This window comes from Jiella soli (genome assembly GCF_020615385.1).
GTDB lineage: Bacteria > Pseudomonadota > Alphaproteobacteria > Rhizobiales > Rhizobiaceae > VKMB-3413.
On sequence record NZ_JAJAVB010000048.1, the window covers coordinates 151,273 to 172,033 of the forward strand.

The 20,761-nt window shown below is 67.5% G+C and carries 23 protein-coding genes and 1 pseudogene; 17 read left to right on the plus strand and 7 right to left on the minus strand.

What is annotated here, in order from left to right; translation table 11 throughout:
• Nucleotides 1-320: 320 nt before the first annotated feature.
• A complete protein-coding gene (locus tag LH400_RS25560) occupies nucleotides 321-1,331 on the plus strand; it encodes an aldo/keto reductase (RefSeq protein ID WP_229156282.1) in 1,011 nt (336 codons plus the stop codon).
• Between the two features lie 88 nt (nucleotides 1,332-1,419).
• Here LH400_RS25560 and LH400_RS25565 read toward each other — a convergent pair whose 3' ends face one another.
• Both LH400_RS25565 and LH400_RS25570 read right to left on the minus strand, forming a co-directional pair.
• The gene (locus LH400_RS25565; protein ID WP_229156283.1) at nucleotides 1,420-1,632 is read right to left on the minus strand and encodes a hypothetical protein; all 213 of its coding nucleotides are present in this window, start codon (nucleotides 1,630-1,632) and stop codon (nucleotides 1,420-1,422) included.
• A gap of 175 nt (nucleotides 1,633-1,807) precedes the next feature.
• The gene (locus LH400_RS25570) at nucleotides 1,808-2,239 is read right to left on the minus strand and encodes an NUDIX hydrolase (RefSeq protein WP_229156284.1); all 432 of its coding nucleotides are present in this window, start codon (nucleotides 2,237-2,239) and stop codon (nucleotides 1,808-1,810) included.
• A 271-nt stretch (nucleotides 2,240-2,510) separates the two neighbouring features.
• Between LH400_RS25570 and LH400_RS25575 the strand changes: the two genes are divergently transcribed.
• The 4 genes from LH400_RS25575 to gnd all read left to right on the plus strand — a co-directional run bounded on the left by LH400_RS25575 (nucleotide 2,511) and on the right by gnd (nucleotide 6,801).
• Nucleotides 2,511-3,449, plus strand: coding sequence for a nucleoside hydrolase (locus tag LH400_RS25575; protein ID WP_229156285.1), 939 nt, complete (start codon nucleotides 2,511-2,513; stop codon nucleotides 3,447-3,449).
• Between the two features lie 159 nt (nucleotides 3,450-3,608).
• The gene (locus LH400_RS25580) at nucleotides 3,609-4,553 is read left to right on the plus strand and encodes an ABC transporter ATP-binding protein (RefSeq protein ID WP_229156286.1); all 945 of its coding nucleotides are present in this window, start codon (nucleotides 3,609-3,611) and stop codon (nucleotides 4,551-4,553) included.
• Entirely contained in the window at nucleotides 4,550-5,311 is a 762-nt protein-coding gene (locus LH400_RS25585) for an ABC transporter permease (RefSeq protein WP_229156287.1), read from the plus strand. Before LH400_RS25580 ends, LH400_RS25585 begins: the two co-directional genes overlap by 4 nt.
• Before the next feature lie 62 nt (nucleotides 5,312-5,373).
• Nucleotides 5,374-6,801 (plus strand): NADP-dependent phosphogluconate dehydrogenase, encoded by a 1,428-nt coding sequence (gnd, locus tag LH400_RS25590; RefSeq protein WP_229156345.1) that lies wholly within the window; start codon nucleotides 5,374-5,376, stop codon nucleotides 6,799-6,801.
• A 123-nt stretch (nucleotides 6,802-6,924) separates the two neighbouring features.
• Here gnd and arsH read toward each other — a convergent pair whose 3' ends face one another.
• The 3 genes and pseudogenes from arsH to LH400_RS25605 all read right to left on the minus strand — a co-directional run.
• Nucleotides 6,925-7,695, minus strand: coding sequence for an arsenical resistance protein ArsH (arsH, locus tag LH400_RS25595; RefSeq protein WP_229156288.1), 771 nt, complete (start codon nucleotides 7,693-7,695; stop codon nucleotides 6,925-6,927).
• The gene (arsC, locus tag LH400_RS25600; RefSeq protein WP_229156289.1) at nucleotides 7,688-8,107 is read right to left on the minus strand and encodes an arsenate reductase (glutaredoxin); all 420 of its coding nucleotides are present in this window, start codon (nucleotides 8,105-8,107) and stop codon (nucleotides 7,688-7,690) included. The genes arsH and arsC overlap by 8 nt, the downstream gene beginning before the upstream one ends.
• A 34-nt stretch (nucleotides 8,108-8,141) precedes the next feature.
• Nucleotides 8,142-8,375 (minus strand): annotated as a pseudogene (locus LH400_RS25605) (hypothetical protein); the annotation flags it as partial.
• A 198-nt stretch (nucleotides 8,376-8,573) separates the two neighbouring features.
• Between LH400_RS25605 and LH400_RS25610 the strand changes: the two are divergent.
• Both LH400_RS25610 and LH400_RS25615 read left to right on the plus strand, forming a co-directional pair.
• Nucleotides 8,574-8,882, plus strand: coding sequence for an Rdx family protein (locus tag LH400_RS25610; protein ID WP_229156290.1), 309 nt, complete (start codon nucleotides 8,574-8,576; stop codon nucleotides 8,880-8,882).
• Nucleotides 8,883-9,077: 195 nt separating this feature from the next.
• Nucleotides 9,078-9,977, plus strand: a complete 900-nt coding sequence (locus tag LH400_RS25615) for a YfdX family protein (protein ID WP_229156291.1) — start codon at nucleotides 9,078-9,080, stop codon at nucleotides 9,975-9,977.
• Between the two features lie 76 nt (nucleotides 9,978-10,053).
• Here the strand turns inward: LH400_RS25615 and LH400_RS25620 are convergent, their stop codons facing one another.
• Entirely contained in the window at nucleotides 10,054-10,422 is a 369-nt protein-coding gene (locus tag LH400_RS25620) for a DUF427 domain-containing protein (RefSeq protein WP_229156292.1), read from the minus strand.
• Between the two features lie 90 nt (nucleotides 10,423-10,512).
• Nucleotides 10,513-10,968: a glyoxalase superfamily protein gene (locus tag LH400_RS25625; RefSeq protein ID WP_229156293.1), complete on the minus strand. Its 456-nt coding sequence runs from the start codon at nucleotides 10,966-10,968 to the stop codon at nucleotides 10,513-10,515.
• Nucleotides 10,969-11,246: 278 nt separating this feature from the next.
• Here LH400_RS25625 and betB point away from each other — a divergent pair, with 278 nt between their 5' ends.
• The 10 genes from betB to LH400_RS25675 all read left to right on the plus strand — a co-directional run bounded on the left by betB (nucleotide 11,247) and on the right by LH400_RS25675 (nucleotide 20,733).
• Nucleotides 11,247-12,710 (plus strand): betaine-aldehyde dehydrogenase, encoded by a 1,464-nt coding sequence (betB, locus tag LH400_RS25630; protein ID WP_229156294.1) that lies wholly within the window; start codon nucleotides 11,247-11,249, stop codon nucleotides 12,708-12,710.
• A gap of 106 nt (nucleotides 12,711-12,816) precedes the next feature.
• Nucleotides 12,817-13,392, plus strand: coding sequence for a sigma-70 family RNA polymerase sigma factor (locus LH400_RS25635; RefSeq protein WP_229156295.1), 576 nt, complete (start codon nucleotides 12,817-12,819; stop codon nucleotides 13,390-13,392).
• Complete coding sequence (locus tag LH400_RS25640; RefSeq protein ID WP_229156296.1) at nucleotides 13,389-14,138, plus strand: anti-sigma factor; 750 nt, start codon at nucleotides 13,389-13,391, stop codon at nucleotides 14,136-14,138. Before LH400_RS25635 ends, LH400_RS25640 begins: the two co-directional genes overlap by 4 nt.
• A 49-nt stretch (nucleotides 14,139-14,187) precedes the next feature.
• Nucleotides 14,188-14,346: a hypothetical protein gene (locus LH400_RS25645; protein WP_229156297.1), complete on the plus strand. Its 159-nt coding sequence runs from the start codon at nucleotides 14,188-14,190 to the stop codon at nucleotides 14,344-14,346.
• A 161-nt stretch (nucleotides 14,347-14,507) separates the two neighbouring features.
• Nucleotides 14,508-15,797, plus strand: coding sequence for a UDP-N-acetylglucosamine 1-carboxyvinyltransferase (gene murA / locus LH400_RS25650; protein ID WP_229156298.1), 1,290 nt, complete (start codon nucleotides 14,508-14,510; stop codon nucleotides 15,795-15,797).
• Nucleotides 15,798-15,983: 186 nt separating this feature from the next.
• Nucleotides 15,984-16,202, plus strand: a complete 219-nt coding sequence (gene infA / locus LH400_RS25655; RefSeq protein ID WP_055892241.1) for a translation initiation factor IF-1 — start codon at nucleotides 15,984-15,986, stop codon at nucleotides 16,200-16,202.
• A gap of 24 nt (nucleotides 16,203-16,226) precedes the next feature.
• A complete protein-coding gene (locus LH400_RS25660) occupies nucleotides 16,227-16,907 on the plus strand; it encodes a Maf-like protein (protein WP_229156299.1) in 681 nt (226 codons plus the stop codon).
• On the plus strand, nucleotides 16,904-17,113 hold the full coding sequence (gene yacG, locus LH400_RS25665; RefSeq protein ID WP_229156300.1) for a DNA gyrase inhibitor YacG: 210 nt from the start codon (nucleotides 16,904-16,906) through the stop codon (nucleotides 17,111-17,113). Before LH400_RS25660 ends, yacG begins: the two co-directional genes overlap by 4 nt.
• Before the next feature lie 311 nt (nucleotides 17,114-17,424).
• A complete protein-coding gene (gene mutS, locus LH400_RS25670; protein ID WP_229156301.1) occupies nucleotides 17,425-20,154 on the plus strand; it encodes a DNA mismatch repair protein MutS in 2,730 nt (909 codons plus the stop codon).
• A 249-nt stretch (nucleotides 20,155-20,403) separates the two neighbouring features.
• On the plus strand, nucleotides 20,404-20,733 hold the full coding sequence (locus LH400_RS25675; RefSeq protein WP_229156302.1) for a hypothetical protein: 330 nt from the start codon (nucleotides 20,404-20,406) through the stop codon (nucleotides 20,731-20,733).
• Nucleotides 20,734-20,761 lie beyond the last annotated feature (28 nt).

Consider the following 20,761-nt stretch of genomic DNA (forward strand, 5'->3'; position numbering starts at 1 on the left):
CGAGGGCGGACAGTTCCGGTCCTTCCTCGCAGAGCCCCGATGAACGTCACCTGACAGGGCCCGAGTTTGCAAGTGCGAGGCGGCCACGCCATTCAGATATGTGGTCGCGTCGGCAAATGCATCGGGCAGGCGCATTGCGGCAGATGCCCGACGGGCTTCGTGCTCTGCCCCGTCCCTCGGCGATCCCGGACAGCCTCGCCTCTTGCGAGGAGGCCATTGCCCTGCCTCATGGACGAACGGACCCTAACTTGCCGGTTGCCGATAAGCGGGCCCGTGCCTGCGGTCTGCGACCGGCCGGCAGTAGTAGGAAGGATCACCCCATGACGACACTCCCGCGCATGCCCCTTTTTCCCGGCGGTCCCGCCGTCAGCCGCCTTTGCCTCGGTTCGATGATGTTCGGCGACCAGACCGACGAGGCCGGGTCGAGGGCGATCCTGGAGCGATTCCTGTCGTCCGGCGGCAATTTCGTCGACACGGCCGATGCCTATGCCGGGCAGGAATCGGAGAAGATCCTCGGGCGCCAACTCCGCGATGCGCCGGACGATCTCTTCCTTGCGACCAAGGTCGGCAACCCGGTGAGCGGCGTCCAGGGCTCCGGCGGGCTCTCCGCGGAATGGATCGCGCGGGCGGCGCAGATGTCGCGCGAGCGGCTGCAACGCGAGACGATCGATCTCTACTATCTCCATCTCGACGACGAGGTGACGCCGCTGGAAGAGATCGTCGCCGCGCTCGGCGGGCTGATCGAGACTGGCGCCATCCGGCATTGGGGCTTTTCGAATTTCCGGGCCTGGAAGATCGCCGAGATGATCCGGATCGCCGATGCGCTGGGTATTCCCCGACCGGTCGTCGCGCAGCCCTACTACCACATCCTCAACCGCGTGGTGGAGGCCGAGTATCTGCCGGCCTGCCGGCATTTCGGGATCGGCGTCGTGCCCTACTCGCCCCTCGGGCGCGGCATCCTCACCGGGAAATACCGGAACGGGGCGCCCGAGGGCTCGCGCGCGGACCGCGGCGACAAGCGCATGCTCGAAGTCGAGTTCGTTCCGCAGACGGTGTCGCTCGCCAATGAGGTCGCCGACTATGCGGACAGGAGCGGCCGGCCGCCAGCCGGGCTCGCGATCCGCTGGGTTCTTGCGAACGAGGGCATCCCGTCCGTCCTGATCGGACCGAAGACCCTCGACCAGCTGGAGGGCTATCTGAAGGCGATCGAAACCCCCTATGGCCCCGAGGACGAGGCGTTCCTCTCAGGCCTCTGTGCGCCAGGACAGCTGCCGGTCGCCGGTCACGCCGATCCGCGCTATCCCTATCGCGGACGCCGTCCGCAGGTCTGAAGGCGGCGCGGCACCCGCGGGGCGGGTGCCGGATCGTCGGTCCGGGGGCCGTCCGCCGACTGCCGCCGGGATCGTGAGCGTCCGCGGATCAGTCCTCGCGGATCGCTTCGACACCCTCGCCGGCGCTCGGATTGTCGAGATGCACCTCGTTCTCCGCGCGCTCGGGATGCTGGCGCACGGTGATGTCCGTCCCTTCCAGCCAGCGCCCGGCGAGATCGCCCTGTCCCTTCAGGACGCGGTAGCGAACGCCGTCGCTGAGTTCGACGATGCCGTCGGTGTGGATGGATTTGAGCAGAGGCATGAGGCGGTCCTTCCTGGTCGTGGTCACGAGGCGGGGAACGGCTCTGTCCACGGCCTGGCCGCAGCGCACCGGCTCCGCTGCCGCGGGGCCCCCGGTCGAGGAGAGCGAACGGCGCTGCGGCCGAACGGTTGCATCACTCGGGGCAAGGAGCCTCGCGGTCGGCCGGTGTAGATGATCAGGATGGCCGGCGCCGCTCGCCGAAGGCCAAAAGCAGCGACTGCAGATGCGGCTCGTCCACAAGCTCCGCCGCCAGCTTCGGGTCGTGCCAGCGGCGGGTCCGCTGGTGGCTCTCCGGCCACTCTTCCTGCAGGTCGACGACCGGCAGCGGATAGACGAGGACCCGGCAGGGAATATCGCCGCATTCCGTGCGCTTGTAATACTCGTAGGATCCGATCGCGGTCTTTCTGGCCTTCCCGACGACGCCGGCTTCCTCGAACGCCTCGATGGCGGCCGCCTGATGCTTCCGGCGGCGCTTCATCGGCCAGCCTTTCGGCAGCACCCAGCGTCCGGTGTCGCGGGAGGTGACCATCAGCACCTCCAGGGCGCCGTCGTCGGTCAATCGATAGGGGAGCGCGGCGACCTGCTTGCGCCGCTTTGTCTTGGCCATTTTTTCTCGAAATCTCAGACCGGCGCGCGGGTCCGGCATCTTGCAACGTGGGTTCGAATCAGGGCGCCGAACTTACGTGAGACAGTCATATAGGGGAAATCTCACCGATCGGAAGCATTTGACTGTGAAGCCTTCGCAACGTCGGGCGAAAAGATTGTTGTACGGACAAGGAGCGTGCCGCGCATTGAATGCGCCGCCGCCTGCCGCTATCGGGGCGTGACACCGGATCGGCGAGGATCCTGCCAATCCGGCATCACGGGAAATTCACGTCATGGTGCAGAACGTCATTTTCGACACCGATCCGGGACAGGACGATGCCGTCGCGATCCTGACGGCGCTCGCCTCCCGGGAGCTTGCCGTCCTCGGCATCGTCACCGTCGCCGGCAATATTCCGCTGGCGGCGACGACGCGCAACGCGCTGAAGCTCGTCGAACTGGCCGGGCGGACGGATGTCGGCGTCTATGCCGGCGCGGACCGTCCGCTTTCGCGGACCCTCGTGACAGCCGAGCACGTCCACGGCGAGAGCGGCCTCGACGGGCCCGAGCTGCCGGCGCCGTCGACGCCGCCACGGGCGCAGCATGGCGTCGATTTCCTGATCGAGACGGTGAGAGCCCATCCGGAGGGCACGATCCGGATCATGGCGCTCGGACCCCTCACCAATGTCGCGCTCGCCATCGCGAAGGCCCCGGACATCGCCGCGCGGCTGAAGGACATCGTTCTGATGGGCGGGGCCTATTTCGAGGTCGGCAACATCACTCCGACGGCCGAATTCAACATCTATGTCGATCCGGAAGCCGCGCGGATCGTGTTTGCCAGCGGCGCCAAGATCACCGTCCTGCCGCTCGACGTCACCCACCGGATGATCTCGACGCCGGCCCGCATCGACGCCTTTGCGGCTCTGTCCAATCGCGCCGGCGAAGCGGTGGCCGCCATGCTGCGCTTCTCCGAGGCCTTCGACCGCCGGAAATATGGTTGGGACGGCGCGCCGCTGCACGACCCCTGCGTTACCGCCTATGTGCTGGCGCCCGAGATCTTCGAGGGCCGCAGCGTCAATGTCGAGATCGAAACCGGAAGTTCGCTGACGCGCGGAATGACCGTCGCCGATTATTGGGGCGTCACCGACCGGCCGAAGAACGCGATCTGGATCCGCTCCGGCGATGCGGATGCGTTCTTTTCGCTGCTCGCCGACCGGATCGGCCGCCTGCCCTGAGACGGGCCGACGACGGCCGGGCGACGAGTGGCAACGCCCTGTTCACCCCGCGCTTCGGGCTCCCGGCCTTCCCGTTGCGCCCCAACCACCTATCTGGCGCTGCGTCACTCGGCCGGCCGTCGTCGGCCGAGCATCTCGCCGTCTCCCATACGGGCTCTCATGTCTTCGACGACCGCCTCCCCGCCGATCCTGTCCATCCGCGACCTCTCGAAGACCTATGAGGGCGGATTTCAGGCGCTGAAATCGATCAATCTGGAAATCCCCAAGGGAGAGATATTCGCTCTCCTCGGGCCCAACGGTGCGGGCAAGACGACGCTGATCTCGATCGTCTGCGGCATCGTCAACCGCTCGGAAGGCTCGGTCACGGTCGACGGCCACGACATCTCCCGCGACTACCGCGCGGCGCGCACGAAGATCGGTCTCGTCCCGCAGGAGCTGACCACCGACGCCTTCGAAAGCGTGTGGGCGACCGTCTCCTTCTCGCGTGGGCTGTTCGGCAAGCCGAAGAACCCGGCCCACATCGAGAAGGTCCTGCGCGATCTTTCGCTCTGGGAAAAGCGCGACAACAAGATCATGACGCTGTCCGGCGGCATGAAGCGCCGCGTCCTCATCGCCAAGGCGCTGTCGCACGAGCCGGAGGTCCTGTTCCTCGACGAGCCGACCGCCGGCGTCGACGTCGCGCTTCGCCGCGACATGTGGGAGGTGGTGCGGAAACTGCGCGAGTCGGGCGTCACCATCATCCTCACCACCCACTATATCGAGGAAGCCGAGATGATGGCCGACCGGATCGGCGTCATCTCGCGCGGCGAGCTGATCCTCGTGGAGGACAAGACCGAGCTGATGCGCAAGCTCGGGCACAAGGAGCTGACGCTGCATCTGCAGGATAGTCTGTCCGCGGTGCCGGACGGCTTTTCCGACTACGATCTGTCGCTTTCGCCGGAAGGCGACCGGCTGACCTATTCCTACGACACCAATGCCGATCGAACCGGGATCGCCACCTTGATGCGGCGGCTCGCCGAACAGGGGATACGCTTCCGCGACATCTCCACCAAGCAGTCGACGCTGGAGGAGATCTTCGTGAACCTCGTCGAGGACCGGGCATGAACCTCACCGCCGTCGCCGCCATCTACCGCTTCGAGATGGCGCGGACCTTCCGCACCATCCTGCAGAGCGTGATCTCGCCGGTCATCTCGACCTCGCTCTATTTCGTCGTCTTTGGCGCGGCGATCGGCTCGCGCATCCAGGAGGTCGACGGGATCTCCTACGGCGCCTTCATCGTGCCCGGCCTGATCATGCTGTCGCTCCTGCAGCAGAGCCTGACCAACGCCGCCTTCGGCATCTACTTCCCGAAATTCGTCGGCACCATCTACGAGCTCCTGTCGGCGCCGATCTCGGCCTTCGAGATCGTGCTCGGCTATGTCGGTGCGGCGGCGACGAAGTCGATCATGCTGGGCCTGATCATCCTCGCCACGGCCGCTTTGTTCGTCGATCTCAGGATCGAGCATCCGGTCTGGATGCTCGCCTTCCTGGTGCTGACGGCGGTGACCTTCGCGCTGTTCGGCTTCATCATCGGCATCTGGGCGGACGGGTTCGAGAAGTTGCAGCTGGTGCCGCTCCTGATCATCACGCCGCTGACCTTTCTCGGCGGCAGCTTCTACTCGATCAGGATGCTGCCGCCCTTCTGGCAGGACGTTAGCCTTGTCAATCCGGTCGTGTACCTCATCAGCGGCTTCCGCTGGGCGTTCTACGGAACCTCGGACGTCACGATCTCCATCAGTCTCGCCATGACCGCGGTGTTCCTGTTCGTCGCGCTCACGGCGATCTGGTGGATCTTCAAGACCGGCTGGCGGCTGAAGAGCTGATCCGGTAGGTCGTCAAGCGAAGGGCGCCCCCCAAGGCGCCGCTCTGTCGAAGGGAGAACATGATGGGCACCGCTTCTGCCGATATCGGCGTCATCGGACTCGGCACGATGGGGGCGAATCTCGCCCTCAACATCGCCGAGAAGGGATTCACGGTCGCCGTCTACAACCGCACCGTCGCCAAGGCCCATGCGCTGAAGTCCGACAATCCGGAGCTTGCCGAAAACATCCTCCCGGCCGGGACGCTTCAGGATTTCGTCGCCAGCCTGAAGTCGCCGCGCCGCGTCCTGTTCATGGTGCCGGCCGGTCCGCTGGTCGACGAGGAGATGGAGAAGGTCTCGCCGCTCCTGTCCGATGGCGACGTCATGATCGACGCCGGCAATGCCGATTTCAACGACACGGTCCGCCGCTCGAAGGCGGTCGAGGGGACCGGGCTCCACTTCGTCGGCATGGGCGTCTCGGGCGGCGAACTCGGGGCGCGGCACGGCCCCTCGATCATGGTCGGCGGCGCCGAGCACACCTATGGCACGCTCCAGCCGATCCTCGAGAAGATCGCGGCCCAGTACAAGGGCGAGCCGTGCGTCGCCTGGCTCGGACCGGACGGTGCCGGTCATTTCGTCAAGACGCTCCACAACGGCATCGAATATGCCGACATGCAGATGATCGCCGAAATCTACGGCATCATGCGCGACGGGCTAGGGCTTCAGCCGGACCGGATGGCCGACATCTTCCGCGACTGGAACACGCGCGGCCTCGCCTCCTATCTGATCGAGATCACCGCGGTGAACCTCGCCGAAAAGGACCCTGATACCGACAAGCCGATGGTCGAGCTGATCACCGACGAGGCCGGCCAGAAGGGCACCGGCCGCTGGGCGGTCATCGAGGCGCAGAAGCTCGGTGTCGGCGCGACCACGATCGAGGCGGCGGTGTCTGCGCGCGGCGTCTCGGCCAGGCGCGATGAGCGGATCGCGGCGGCGCGCGTCTACGAGGCGGTGAAGACGGAGCCGGCCGAGTTCGCCGGCGACGAGGACGGCCTCGCCGAACTGGAAGCGGCGCTGGAGACCGCGAAGATCATCGCCTATGCGCAGGGCTATGCCACCATGGCCTCGGCCTCGGAGGAATTTGCCTGGAACTTGCCGCTCGGCACGATCGCCGAGATCTGGCGGGCCGGCTGCATCATCCGCTCGCATTTCCTCGACGACATCGCCAAGGCCTATGAGGGCGGGGCGAAGGTGGTGAACCTCCTGCAGTCGCCGGCCTTTGTCGGCCGGGTGTCGAAGGGGCAGGCGGCGCTGCGCAAGGTGGTCGCCAGCGCGTCGCTCGCCGGCATTCCGGTGCCGGCGCTGTCGGCGGCGCTCGCCTATTTCGACGACTACCGGCGGCCGCGCGGCACCACCAATCTCACCCAGGCGCAACGCGACCTCTTCGGGGGGCACACCTTCCATCGGCTCGACAAGGATGGCGTCTTCCACCACCACTGGCCGGCGGTCTGATACGGTCTCCGGCTGGTCCAGCCGGAGACCGTGTCACAGCGCGCGCGGCGTTTGAGCGTCTATGAAATCCGTTATCGCGAAGCGATCAAACGGATTTCATATGACGCCGGTCGGAGCCGCGCGTCAGAGCGAGGGCTGGTTGACGCGCGCGGACAGTTCCGCGGCGCCCTCGACCCGTTCGGAATAGCGGTCGGTGAGCATCGCCGAGCGGCCGCGCGTCAGATAGGTGAACTTCACCAGTTCCTCGCAGACGTCGACGATGCGGTTGTAATAGGGCGAAGGCCGCATGCGGCCCGCCTCGTCGAACTCGTTGAAGGCCTTGGCTACCGAGGACTGGTTGGGGATCGTCACCATCCGCATCCAACGGCCGAGAATGCGCATCTGGTTGACGGCATTGAAGCTCTGCGAGCCGCCGGAGACCTCCATCACGGCGAGCGTCTTGCCCTGAGTGGGGCGGATGCCGCCGAGCGACAGGGGTAGCCAGTCGATCTGCGCCTTCATGATGCCGGTCATCGCCCCGTGCCGCTCCGGGCTGACCCAGACCATGCCCTCGGACCAGGTCGCAAGATCGCGCAATTCCTTGACCTTCTCATGGTCGGGCTCGGCGGCGTCGGGCAAGGGCAGGCCGCGCGGATCGAAGGTCCTGACCTCGCAGCCGAAGGCGGTCAGAAGCCGGCCGGCCTCCTCCGCCGTCAGCCGCGAATAGGACCGCGTGCGCAGCGAGCCGTAGAGCGTCAGGATCCGTGGCGGGTGGTGCGAGTGCCCCGGCGCCACGAAGTTGGCCGGATCGACCGGGCGGAAGGCGCCCGCGACGAGATTGGGAAGGTCGCCGAACCGCTCGGCGTCGTCCCGCGCCGCCTCGTCCGTGGCTGGCCCGCGGTCGCCGTCAGCCATGCGGCGCGTCTCCCGCCCCGACGACCCCGCCATCCTCCTTGGTGAAGGTGCCGATGGCGGCATTCGGCAGGATCTCCAGGACCTTTTCCGACGGCCGGCAGAGCCGGACGCCCTTGTCGGTGACGACGATCGGGCGGTTGATCAGGATCGGGTGCTCCATCATTGCCTGCAGGATCTCCTCGTCGTTCAGCTTGGGGTCGTCGAGGCCGAGTTCCTTGTAGGGCGTGCCCTTCTCGCGCAGGAGATCGCGCGGTTTCATCTTCATCATGTCGAGGAGTTCGATCAGCGTCTCGCGGCTCGGCGGCGTCTTGAGGTACTCGATCACCTCGGGCTCTTCGCCGGATTGGCGGATCATCGCCAGCGTGTTGCGCGAGGTCCCGCATTCGGGATTGTGGTAGATGGTGACGGTCATCTCGGCACTTTCTCGGGTGGTGATTTCAGGTTGGTCACTCGGCCTGTCCGCGCAGGGCGCCGCGGATGGTCAGGCGCATGCCGGGATTGAGTAGCCAGACGAAGAGGACGAGAGCAAGGAGGCCTCCGGCGCATTCGGCACGGACGATGCCGGGAAGGTCTGATGGCCTGATGCCGGAGAAGATGTCGGTGAAGGCGCGAGCGAGCGCGACGGCGGGATTGGCGAAGGACGTCGAGGCCGTGAGCCAGGAGGCGGCGGTGATGGTCAGCGAGGCGGTCGGAATGGGCAAGGGCGGTGAGCGCCGCGACGGGTCAGGCTCGGTCATCGGCGCAAATTATACAACAATCCTTGTAGAATGTAATGATCGTGTTGCCTCTGCGGACTCACCTTTCAGAGCGCTGGTCCCTATCTGGTCTACAGTGAGCGCTGCATGCCAAGGTCGCCCGCGCGCGACCGAGGAGAGGACATGACGACGACCCTGCCCGCAGCGAAGCCCCGGATCACCATCACCTACTGCACCCAATGCCAATGGCTCCTACGCGCCGCCTGGCTCGCGCAGGAACTTCTCTCGACCTTTGGGGCGGATCTGGGCGAGGTGGCGCTGATCCCTGGGACGGGCGGGGTGTTCGAGATCTCCTATGAGGGGGAGAGGGTCTGGGAGCGCAAGGCCGATGGCGGCTTTCCGGAGGCGAAGGTGCTGAAGCAGAGGGTGCGTGACCGTCTCGATCCCGAGCGCGACCTCGGCCACAGCGACCGCCGGGGATCCTCCTCCTGACGCCGGACCGCGCCCGCCGCGGGCGGACGCGCGGGTGCTCTGTGCGGCGTTCCTGACATATCGTTCATGACCCGATTGTAACGCAACATTGCGGGCCCACTTCAGGTTTTACCCCCGACGACACCCGACGCTCCTTCAATGGCGCTCATGGTGAGCGACAGGCAGAGGAGCCGGGTTCGAGAAAGGGAGATTTGCATGACCAGGAACATGATTTTCGCCGCCGCTCTCGCTTCCGCGACTGCCCTCGCACCGGCCGCCTTCGCGGCCTCGAACGGCAATACGTCCGACCAGACCACGGCAAGTTCGAAGTCGCAGACGGCCAAGCCCGTCGAGGCGGCAAGCCGGGACTTCACCCAGCTCTCCAAGGAGGGCTTCAACGCGTTCCACGACATCCGGCTGGCGCGCCTTGCGATCTTCCAGGGCGAGACCAAGCAGGCGGTGAAGCTGGTTTCCAGCGCCCAGGCCTCGTTCAAGAAGGCCGAGAACGACCGCACCAGCTTCATGAAGGCGATGGCCGACATCAAGCCGCCGCAGGGCGCGAACCAGAATGGCATGAACGGCAATACCGGCCAGAGTACCGCCAGCTCCGCTGCGAACGGCGGGCAGGGCGAGACGACCCGGATCGCGCAGACCGGCGACGACAACGGCAAGCCCGTAAACTGGCTGCCGATCGACGCCCAGGTGAACCTCGCCAAGGGCTATACGGTCACGGCCGATAACACCCAGTCAGTCAACAAGGCGAACCAGTCGCTGAAGCAGGGCGATCGCAAGGGCGCGCTCGATACGCTGAAGCTCGCTGGCATCGACGTGCAGTACACGATGGCACTGGCGCCGGTCGACAAGACCTGGAACCAGCTTCAGGCGGCGGCCAAGGATCTGAACGCCAACAAGTTCTACGAGGCCAATCTCGACCTGAAGGCGATCGAGGATTCCGTGGTGCTCGACGCGGTGAACGTGGTGGGCACGCCAGCCACCAAGACCTCCTCGACCGATCAGACCAAGGACGGCCAGCAGGCGAAGACCGCCAATTCCACGGTCGGACAGGCAACCGACGGCTCCGACCGGACGACGACCGGCAGCACCAGCGCGGACTGATCGGCTGACAAAACGGTCGACAAAGGCTGGATGAAAGATGCGGGAGGGCAGCGATGCCCTCCCGCTATCCTTAGGTCTAGTCGGTCTCCGCCACCTCTACGAAGCGCCTGTCGAAGGCGACATGGCCGGCGATCTCTCCGACCCCGTCATGGGGAGTGTCATAGGCCCACACGGCGTTGTCCGCCGTCTTCTCGCCGTCGCGGATCGACCAGTAGCGGGCCTCGCCCTTCCAGGGGCAGGTGGTGTGGCGATCGGTCGGCGTCATCAGCGCCATCTCCACGTCCTCCTTGGGAAGGTAGAAGACCGGATCGTGACCGCGCTCCTTCAGCAGCAGCGCCTTGCCACTGCGGGCCAGCGTCGCTCCCTCGAAGGTCGCGGTGACCGTCCGTGGCGCGGGTTCGATGGTGATGCGCTCGCGAATCTGGGCCGTACGCTCGTCGCTCATGGCGGATCTCCTGGTTGGGGTGCCTGCCGGCTCATCTATCGCCCGCCGCCGGGGCGGCGACGGGCTCACGCGAAGATGTCCCGCGCTTTGCTAGAGCGACAGTTCCAGATGCGGGCGGCCGTCCGAGGTCTTCTCGCGGGTGCGTCCGGCGCCGTCGACGACGGCGGTGACGCGGCGCCGGAACGAGGAAAAGCTCTCGAAGGCGACGACGTCGACCGGCTGGTCGAACTGGATCGTCGCGCGAAAGCGCCCGCTTGCCGAGAGCGCCTGCAGCGCCACCAGCCGGCCAGTGAAGGCGTGGCCGAGATAGCGGCCGGACACCGCCGAGCCGATGGTCAGCGCCGAGACGCCGCGACCCGGGCTTGCCCCGTCCGGGGTGTCGGCGCGGGCGTGCGCGGTGTTCCAGTCGCGGAACCCGTGCTGGCGCGCGACGAGCTCCAGCGCGGCGCCGTGGGAGATGTCGTGTCCGCTCTCGCCGAGGCCGGAGCGCAGGCGCTTCGCCTGCGTCTTCAGGGTCGCGATGTCGGGGGTCGTTATGCCGGTCATGTCAGTGCCTTTCCGCCTGGGAATGCGCATGCGGCATCTGTCCGGGGCCCGCGAATTGCCGGTCGGCCGCGCGCGATCTTCGGGAGGAAATCGACTGGCGGGATGACGGAGCGGGAATTCACCATGGCTTGCGCCCGCGAGCGGCCGGGTCCCGCGACCCGAGGATCAGATAGCGAGGCGCGAATTTGTTTGCAAGGAGCGGGACGAGGGCGGTGGCGGCGACGGGTTCGCACGGGTTAAGACGCGTCTGAGAGAAAGACATTGCGAAGGGCCCATCCATGCGCGCGCAACCCCAAGCCTCCCATTATATCGACGGCCGCTACGAGGAGGACGATTCCGGCGAGGCCTTCGAGAGCGTATACCCGGCGACCGGGGAGACGATCGCCAGGCTGCATGCCGCCACCCCCGCCATCATCGACAAGGCGATCGCCGCCGCCGAAAAGGGCCAGGTGGCCTGGGCCGCGATGACCGGGGCCGAGCGCGGCCGCATCCTTCGGCGCGCCGCCGCGATCATGCGCGAACGCAACGAGGCGCTGTCCGAACTCGAAACCCTCGACACCGGCAAGGCGCTCGCCGAGACGCTGGTCGCCGACGCCGCCTCGGGCGCCGATTGCCTCGAATATTTCGGCGCGCTCGCGGCCGACATCAAAGGCGAATACATCGATCTCGGCGGATCCTTCGCCTATACGAGGCGCGAGCCGCTCGGCATCTGCGCGGGGATCGGCGCCTGGAACTATCCGATCCAGATCGCCTCGTGGAAGTCGGCGCCGGCGCTCGCCTGCGGCAATGCGATGATCTTCAAGCCCTCGGAGGTGACGCCGCTCTCGGCGCTGAAGCTCGCCGAGGTCCTGACCGAGGCCGGGGTGCCCGCCGGCGTCTTCAACGTCGTCCAGGGCTTCGGCGCGGTCGGCGCCGCGCTCGCCTCCCATCCCAAGATCGCCAAGGTCTCGGTCACCGGCTCGGTGCCGACCGGCGCCAAGGTGATGGAGGCGGCCTCCAAGGCCACCAAGCACGTTACGCTCGAACTCGGCGGGAAGTCGCCGATCCTGGTCTTTGCCGATGCCGACCTCGACGCGGCGGTCTCCGGCGCGATCCTCGGCAATTTCTACTCCACCGGCCAGATCTGCTCGAACGGCACGCGCGTCTTCGTCGAGCGGGCGGTGCGCGAGGCCTTCGTCGCCAAGCTCGTCGAGCGGGCAAGGACGATCAAGCTCGGCGACCCGCTGAATCCCTCGACCGATCTCGGGCCGCTGGTCTCCAAGGCCCAGTACGACAAGGTTCTGAACTATATGCGGATCGGCCGGGAGGAGGGCGCGACCCTCGCCTGCGGCGGCGGCGCGGCCCGTGTCCCCGACTTCGCCGAGGGCTGGTTCGTCGAACCGACTGTCTTCACCGGCGTGACGGACGCCATGCGGATCGCGCGCGAGGAGATCTTCGGCCCGGTCATGTGCGTCCTCGACTTCGACGGCGAGGCGGAGGCGATCGCCCGCGCCAACGCCACCGAGTTCGGTCTCGCGGCGGGCGTCTATACCAAGGACATCCAGCGCGGCCACCGCGTCGTCGCCAGGCTTCAGGCTGGCACCTGCTGGATCAACGCCTACAATCTGACGCCCGTCGAAATGCCCTTCGGCGGCTTCAAGCGGTCGGGGATCGGCCGGGAGAACGGCCGGGCGGCGCTTGAGCATTACAGCCAGGTGAAGTCCGTCTATGTAGAGATGGGCGCCAGCGAGGCGCCGTACTGACCGGCGGCAGCAGGCTCTGGACCGTGTCGGCATTCCCCACCGACGCGTTGACTTTCTCCCGCCGAGGCTGTTGCCCTGTCGGCATGGTGAGGGCGCGGACGGATCGATGGACGGGAGTTCCCTTTTGAGGGGAGACGAGGGACGGGCCTATCTTGTTGAACGCCTCGGCGCGGTCGCGGCGGGCGACCGGGCGGCGCTCGCCGATCTCTACCAGCGCACCTCCGGGAAGCTTTTCGGCATCTGCCTGCGTATCTTGAAGGATCGCGAGGAAGCCGAAGACGTGTTGCAGGACGTGTACCTGACCATCTGGAACCGGGCCGACCGCTATGACGGCGCCCGCGCGAGCCCGATCACCTGGCTGGCGACGATCACGCGGAACCGGGCGATCGACCGGCTGAGGGCGCTCGGGCCGCGCCCCGGCGGCCAGCCGATCGAGGATGCCGGCGAGGTCGCGGACGATTCGCCCGACGCGCTCGAACTTCTCGGCCGGAGCGACGAAGCCCGCCGCCTGTCGGATTGCCTCGGCGAGGTCGACGACCGGACGCGCTCGGCCATCACCGACGCCTTTTTCGGCGGCCTGACCTATGAGGAATTGGCGCATCGCGCGGGCATGCCGCTCGGCACGATGAAGAGCCTGATCCGCCGCGGCCTGGTCAAACTGAAGGGATGCCTGTCGCGATGAGCGATCCGCAGGACCACGAACGGGAGGATGCAGATCTTGCGGCCGAGTACGTGCTCGGAACGCTGGACGGCGCCGCGCGTCGGTCGGCGGAGCGGCGGGCGGCCCACGACCCGGCCTTTGCCGCCGAGATCGATGTGTGGGCCGAGCGCCTCGCACCGCTCACAGCCGCGATTCCGGAAGCCGAGCCGCCAGTGGGACTCTGGCAACGGATCGCGGCCGATCTCGATCACATGACCCGCCGCGCTCCCGGATCTGCCTCCGAAGCCGTCCGTCCGCGCGGCCGGCGTGTTTCCGGCATCTGGCAGTGGATCGGCCTGGCCGGCATCGGGCTCGCTGCCGCGAGCCTCGCCGCGCTCATCGTCGTTGCCGCCGGGATCGGCGAGTTCGGCGCCATGGGCCCCGGCCCGGGCCTGCCGGGGACCTTCACCGCGACCCTTTCGGCGGAGAACGGCTCGCCGCTCGCCACCATCGTCATCGATTCGGTGAACGGACAGGCGACCTTCGTTCCCGTCGCCAATCCCGACGGAGGCGGCCGCGTGCCGGAACTCTGGCTGGTGCCGCAGGGCGGCGCGCCCCGCTCGCTCGGCCTCCTCGACATGTCCCGGCCGCTGCGGCTCGAGATCAAGTCGCGCGCGATTGCCGACCCGAATGCCGCGCTCGCGGTCTCGATGGAGCCCGAGGGCGGCTCGCCGACCGGCCGACCGACCGGGCCGGTCGTCGCCTCCGGCGCGCTGCATTCGATCTGATGGTGCGGGCGACTGGCGCGCCCAGCCGGTATCGGCTAGCCCGCTGGGCATGAGCAAACTCTTCTCGGTCCTGTTCGTCCTTCTGATGGCCGCCCATCTCGTGCGCCCCTTCGGCCTGCCGGGCCTGAGGCGGCGGGGAGATTTCTGGAAGCTCGCGCTCGTCGGTATCGTCGTCTTCGGCCTCACCGCGCTTCTGCGGCCGGACTGATCGCGGCGCCCGGGCGCGCGCTGTTCGGCCGTCGCACGAGTTCCGCAGCGTTAACGCTGGCGCAATCCCGGTTTGCCCGCCGTGGTTTCGCCATGGATTTGATACCATTCGACCTCTAGTGTAGAGACGCCCCTCGCAAGGGGCAGGAGTGGGGTGCCGAGATGGACCGTATTCGCATTCGCGGCGGCAACGAACTCAATGGGACGATTGCGATCTCGGGGGCGAAGAACGCCGCCCTGCCGCTGATGATTGCCTCGCTTCTGACCGACGACACGCTGACGCTGGAAAACGTCCCGCATCTCGCCGATGTCGAGCAGCTGACCCGCATCCTCGGCAATCACGGCGTCGACTTCTCCGTGGTCGGCAAGCGGCTGCATCACGACCCGAGCCTCGGTCGCACGATCCATTTCAACGCCCGCAACATCGTCGACACGACCGCGCCCTACGAGCTGGTCTCCAAGATGCGCGCGAGCTTCTGGGTGATCGGCCCGCTTCTCGCCCGCATGCACAAGGCGAAGGTCTCGCTGCCCGGCGGCTGCGCGATCGGCACGCGCCCGGTCGACCTGTTCATCGACGGGCTGCGCGCGATGGGCGCGACGATCGACATCGACGCCGGCTATGCCGTGGCCGAGGCCAAGGGCGGCCTCGTCGGCACGCGCTTCGTCTTTCCCAAGGTCTCGGTCGGCGCGACTCACGTCCTGATGATGGCCGCGACGCTCGCCAAGGGCGAGACGGTCCTCGAGAACGCCGCGCGCGAACCGGAGATCGTCGATCTCGCCGACTGCCTCAACGCGATGGGCGCCCGGATCACGGGAGCCGGGACGGGACGGATCGTCATCGAGGGCGTCTCGGCGCTGTCCGGTGCCCGCCACCGGGTGCTGCCGGACCGCATCGAGACCGGCACCTATGCGATGGCGGTGGCGATGACCGGCGGCGACGTCGTCCTCACCGGCACGCGCGCGGATCTTCTGCCGACGGCTCTGTCGACGCTTGCCGAGGCCGGCGCCACGGTCTCCGAGGTGGAGAATGGCCTGCGGATCTATCGCAATGGCGGCGGCATCTCTTCGGTCGACGTCGTCACCGATCCCTTCCCGGGATTTCCGACCGACCTGCAGGCGCAGTTCATGGCGCTCATGACGATGGGGAACGGCACCGCCGAGATCACCGAGACGATCTTCGAGAACCGCTTCATGCATGTCCAGGAACTGGCGCGGCTCGGCGCGCGGATCCATTTGTCCGGACAGGTCGCGCGCGTCGAGGGCGTTTCGCGGCTGAAGGGCGCCCCGGTGATGGCGACCGACCTTCGGGCCTCGGTCTCGCTGGTGATCGCCGGCCTTGCGGCGGACGGCGACACCATGGTCAATCGCGTCTATCACCTCGACCGCGGCTTCGAGCGGCTGGAGGAGAAGCTTTCCGGCTGCGGCGCCGAGATCGAGCGCATCTCCGGCTGAGCCGCATCGGCCGCGCGAGCGGTCGCCAATACCAGGGCTTCTCGCCGCTCCGGCGGTATAGTCTTGCTTTTTGACGCGTTTGCCCCGATTTAAGGCGCGATCCCCAATTCCTCGCCGCACCTCGGCGAACCCGCATGCCGCCGGCGAAGCGCCGGCGAACCGACATCGTTCAGGACCAGATACCTTATGGCAAAAGAAGAAGTTCTCGAATTCCCCGGCACCGTCACAGAACTCCTGCCCAACGCGACGTTCCGGATCAAGCTCGAGAATGACCACGAGATCATCGCGCACACAGCCGGGCGCATGCGCAAGAACCGCATCCGCGTTCTGACCGGTGACAAGGTGCTCGTCGAGATGACGCCCTACGACCTGACCAAGGGTCGCATCACCTATCGCTTCAAGTAGCAGGCCGAGCGAGAGGTGACGGCGATGGCAGCAAGCCGCCCCATGCTGGTGCTGGCCTCGGGCTCTCCCAGGCGGCTGGCCCTGTTGCAGCAGGCGGGCATCGAGCCCGATCGCCTGATGCCGGCCGATCTCGACGAGACGCCGCAGAAGGGCGAGCATCCCCGTTCCCTCGCCAAGCGCCTGTCCAAGGGCAAGGCCGAGGTCGCGGCCGGCCGTCTGCGCGAGCTGGACGTGGGTCCCTCCTGCGTGCTCGCCGCCGATACGGTCGTCTCCGTCGGCCGCCAGATCATGCCGAAGCCCGAGCTCGCCGACGATGCGGTCGCCAATCTGCGCACGCTGTCGGGGCGCACGCACCGCGTCTATACCGGCATCTGCCTGATCGGCCCGCGCGGCGCCGTCAGCCAGCGCCTGATCGAGACGCGGGTCCGCTTCAAGCGGCTGTCGCGGCTCGACATCGAGAGCTATGTCGGGTCCGGCGAGTGGCGCGGCAAGGCGGGCGGCTATGCCATCCAGGGCCTTGCCGGGGCCTTCGTCGTGCGCCTCGTCGGCTCCTACACCAATGTCGTCGGGCTGCCGCTCTACGAGACGCTCGCCCTGCTCGCCGGCGAGGGCTACGACATCCATGCGCGCTGGCGCGTGCCGGAGGTCGGAGCCGACGAGAGCTCCCAGCCCGCAGAGGGGGAGCGGGAAGGAGAGGACGCGTGAGCGTACCTGCCAATCTGACGCCGCTGCGGCCGAAGCGGAAATGCCCCGAATGCGGCCGGCCCTCGACGCGCGAGGCCTATCCGTTCTGCTCGGCGCACTGCAAGGCGGTGGATCTCAACCGCTGGCTCTCCGGCTCCTATGTCATCCCCGGCGCCGCCGTGGAGGTCGAGGAGTCCGCCCCGTCCGACACGGGCGAAGAGGACTGACAGGGTTCTTCGGCAGCGGCGTCCGCCGCGCTGCCGGCGGGAGAGATCCGCTGTTTCCACGAGACCAGGGTCATCGCGCTTCGCTGCTCCGGCGGGAGCCGGCCGCGGCTTTCCGGGGGGCCACTCCCGGCCCGTCTTCGCCGCCGCACGCCGCTGACCGAGTCCATCGCGGAAGCGCATCGCGCATGCAGACTGTTGAAACACGTCCCGCCCTCTTGAATCCCCCGGCCGATCCCGTCCAAGGCTGAGGGGAGCGCTCGGCGCGGGCTTTCGCTCGCCTCGCCGCCTGGAATGGGAAGAACCGCCGCACGATGCCAGCCGAGAAGGACGCCGCCCTGACGCCGATGATGGCGCAATATATCGAGATCAAGGCGGCCAATCCCGACTGCCTCCTGTTCTACCGGATGGGCGACTTCTACGAACTGTTCTTCGACGACGCGGCCGAGGCCTCGCGCGCGCTCGGCATCGCGCTGACGAAGCGTGGCAAGCATCTTGGCGAGGACATCCCCATGGCGGGCGTCCCGGTCCATGCCGCGGACGACTATCTGGAAAAGCTGATCTCGCTCGGGCACCGCGTTGCGGTCTGTGAACAGGTCGAGGACCCGGCCGAGGCGAAGAAGCGCGGCTCCAAATCGGTGGTCAAGCGCGACGTCGTGCGCCTCGTCACGCCCGGCACGATCACCGAGGAGGCGCTGCTCGATCCCGGCCGGCCGAACTACCTAATGGCTCTGGCGCGCCTCGGCGGGGCGGGCGAGGGAGCATCCTACGGCCTCGCCTGGGCCGACCTTTCGACCGGCTCCTTCCGGCTCGCCGAGACGGACCGGTCAAGGCTCGAGGCGGAGATTGCGGCGATCGAGCCGAGCGAGATCGTCCTGGCCGAGCCGGTCTTCAACGATGCGGGCCTGAAGCCGGTCCTGAAGCGGTTCGGCCGCGCCGTCCGGCCGGAACCGCAGGTCCTGTTCGACGGAGCGAGCGCCGAGGAGCGGGTCTGCCGCTTCTTCGGCGTCGCCACCCTGGAGGGGCTCGGGCGCTTCTCGCGCGCCGAACTTTCGGCGGCCGCCGCGCTCACCGCCTATATCGCGAAGACGCAGCTCGCCGCCCGGCCGATCCTGCAGCGCCCGCAGAAGGTCGCCGCAGGCTCGGTCATGGAGATCGATCCGGCGACGCGCGGGTCGCTCGAACTCACCCGCACCCTGTCCGGCAAGCGCCAGGGCAGCCTTCTCGCCGCGATCGACCGCACCGTCACCGGCGCCGGTGCCAGGCTTCTCGGCGCCAGGCTCGCCGCGCCGCTCACCGACCCTCTCGCCATTCGCCGGCGCCAGGCCTCGCTCGCCGAGTTTCTGGGCGATGCGGACATCAGGCGGAAGCTGCGGCGGACGCTCGCCGGCCTGCCGGACTGGGAACGCGCCTTGTCGCGGCTCGCCCTCGGCCGCGGCGGACCGCGCGATCTCGCCGCGATCCAGGGCGGGCTCACCGCGGCGCTGGCGCTTGGCGATGATCTCTCCGCGCTCGACCTGCCGGCGGAACTTGCCGAGGCGCGCGGCGCCCTCGAGTCCCTGCCGCGGGCGCTGCACCAGGCGCTGTCCGAGGCGCTGGTCGATTCCGCGCCCGTCCAGAAGCGCGATGGCGGCTTCGTGCGCGAGGGCGCCGAACCGGCGCTCGACGAGGCGCGCGCGCTGCGCGAGGATTCGCGCAAGGTGATAGCCGAACTCCAGGGCCGCTATGCGAGCGAGACCGGCGTCCGCAATCTGAGGATCAAGCACAACAACGTCCTCGGCTATTTCGTCGAGGTCGGAGAGGCGCAGGCGAAGGCGTTGACCACGGGCGAGGGCGCCGGGCGCTTCATCCACCGCCAGACCATGGCCTCGGCGATGCGCTTCACCAGCGCCGAGCTTTCAGAACTCGAAGCCCGCATCGCCGGCGCGGCGGCCGAGGCGCTGCGCCTCGAACTGGAGATCTTCGACCGGCTGGCGGGCGGCGTCCTTTCCGAGGCCGAGGCCCTGCAGCGCGGGGCGCAGGCTCTCGCGGTCCTCGACGTCTCCGCAGCGCTCGCCGAACTCGCCGTCGCCGAGGACTGGACGCAGCCGCTCGTCGACGACAGCCTCGCCTTCTGCGTGGAAGCCGGTCGCCATCCGGTGGTGGAGGCGGCGCTGAAGGCGGGCTCCGGCGATCCGTTCGTCGCCAATGACTGCGACCTGTCGCCGAAGGAGCCGGGCGGCAAGGGTGCGCTGTGGCTGCTGACCGGGCCGAACATGGGCGGCAAGTCGACCTTCTTGCGCCAGAACGCGCTGATCGCCGTCCTTGCCCAGATCGGCAGCTTCGTCCCGGCCGCCAGAGCCCATGTCGGGATCGTCGACCGCCTGTTCTCCCGCGTCGGCGCGTCGGACGATCTCGCCGAGGGCCGCTCGACCTTCATGGTGGAGATGGTCGAGACGGCGGCGATCCTCAATCAGGCCGGCGAGCGGGCGCTGGTCATCCTCGACGAGATCGGCCGGGGCACGGCGACCTATGACGGGCTCTCGATCGCCTTCGCCGCCGTCGAGCACCTGCACGAGGTCAATCGCTGCCGGGCGATCTTCGCCACCCATTTCCACGAGATGACGGCGCTTGCCGGGCGACTGGCGCGCATGCACAACGCCACCATGCGGGCCAAGGAATGGGAGGGCGAGGTCGTCTTCCTGCACGAGGTCGCCTCGGGCGTCGCCGATCGCTCCTACGGGATCCAGGTGGCGCGGCTTGCCGGCCTGCCGGCAGCGGTGGTGGAACGGGCCAGGCATGTCCTGAAGGAACTGGAACGCGGCGAGCAGGGCGAGAAGCGCACCGCCTTCATCGACGACCTGCCGCTGTTCTCTGCGGCGGCCCGTCGCAGCGAACCCGCCGCCGCACCTGCCGAGACCGCCCTTCACGAAGCGTTGAGTTCACTGGATCCGGACGCGATGACGCCGCGCGACGCGCTGGAGGCGCTCTACCGTCTGAAGGCGATCACGGCCGGCCGTGGCGGCACGGCTGTCGGGGCCGAAGGACGCAAGCCGCTGAAATAGCTGCGAGTCTTCGCAAGGGCCGGACGTTGCGCGCGCTGTCGGCGGCACCGTTTGTTCCGTCGTGTGAGGAGCCAGGCGCAGCGAACGCATCGCTCCCGCTGTTTGATGCAGTGCAAAAAGAAATCGCGGAACCGTCGGCCATTCATCCCGTTGTCATGCCGAACCCAGAAGGGCAATAGCCTCAAAGGGTAATGCGCGGTTCGATCCGCTCGAATCGTGCAGAGTGAATACAGGTAAAGGAATTCCATCATGAAGATGGCTACGATTTTCTCCGCAGCTCTTGTCAGTGCATCGGTTTTTGCTTTCGGCGCGTCGGCTCAGACGGCCGCGACGTCGAACAGAGCGACGATGTCTGAAACGAATACGATGCAGACCGGGAACACGATGGCGACTGGCCGGGCCGACTATGGCACCGCCACCCGGGATGGCGCCATGACCGACGACATGACCACCGGCTCGGTCGAGGTCGAAAGCGAGCCGATCGTTCCCGGTTCCGGCGCGACCTTCCACGCGGGTGACCCTGCGGTCGGCAAGGCGGCGACCCTCCAGGATCAGGCCCCGCTGCTCGAGAACCGCTAAGAAGCTCAGTCTTCGATATCGATATGAC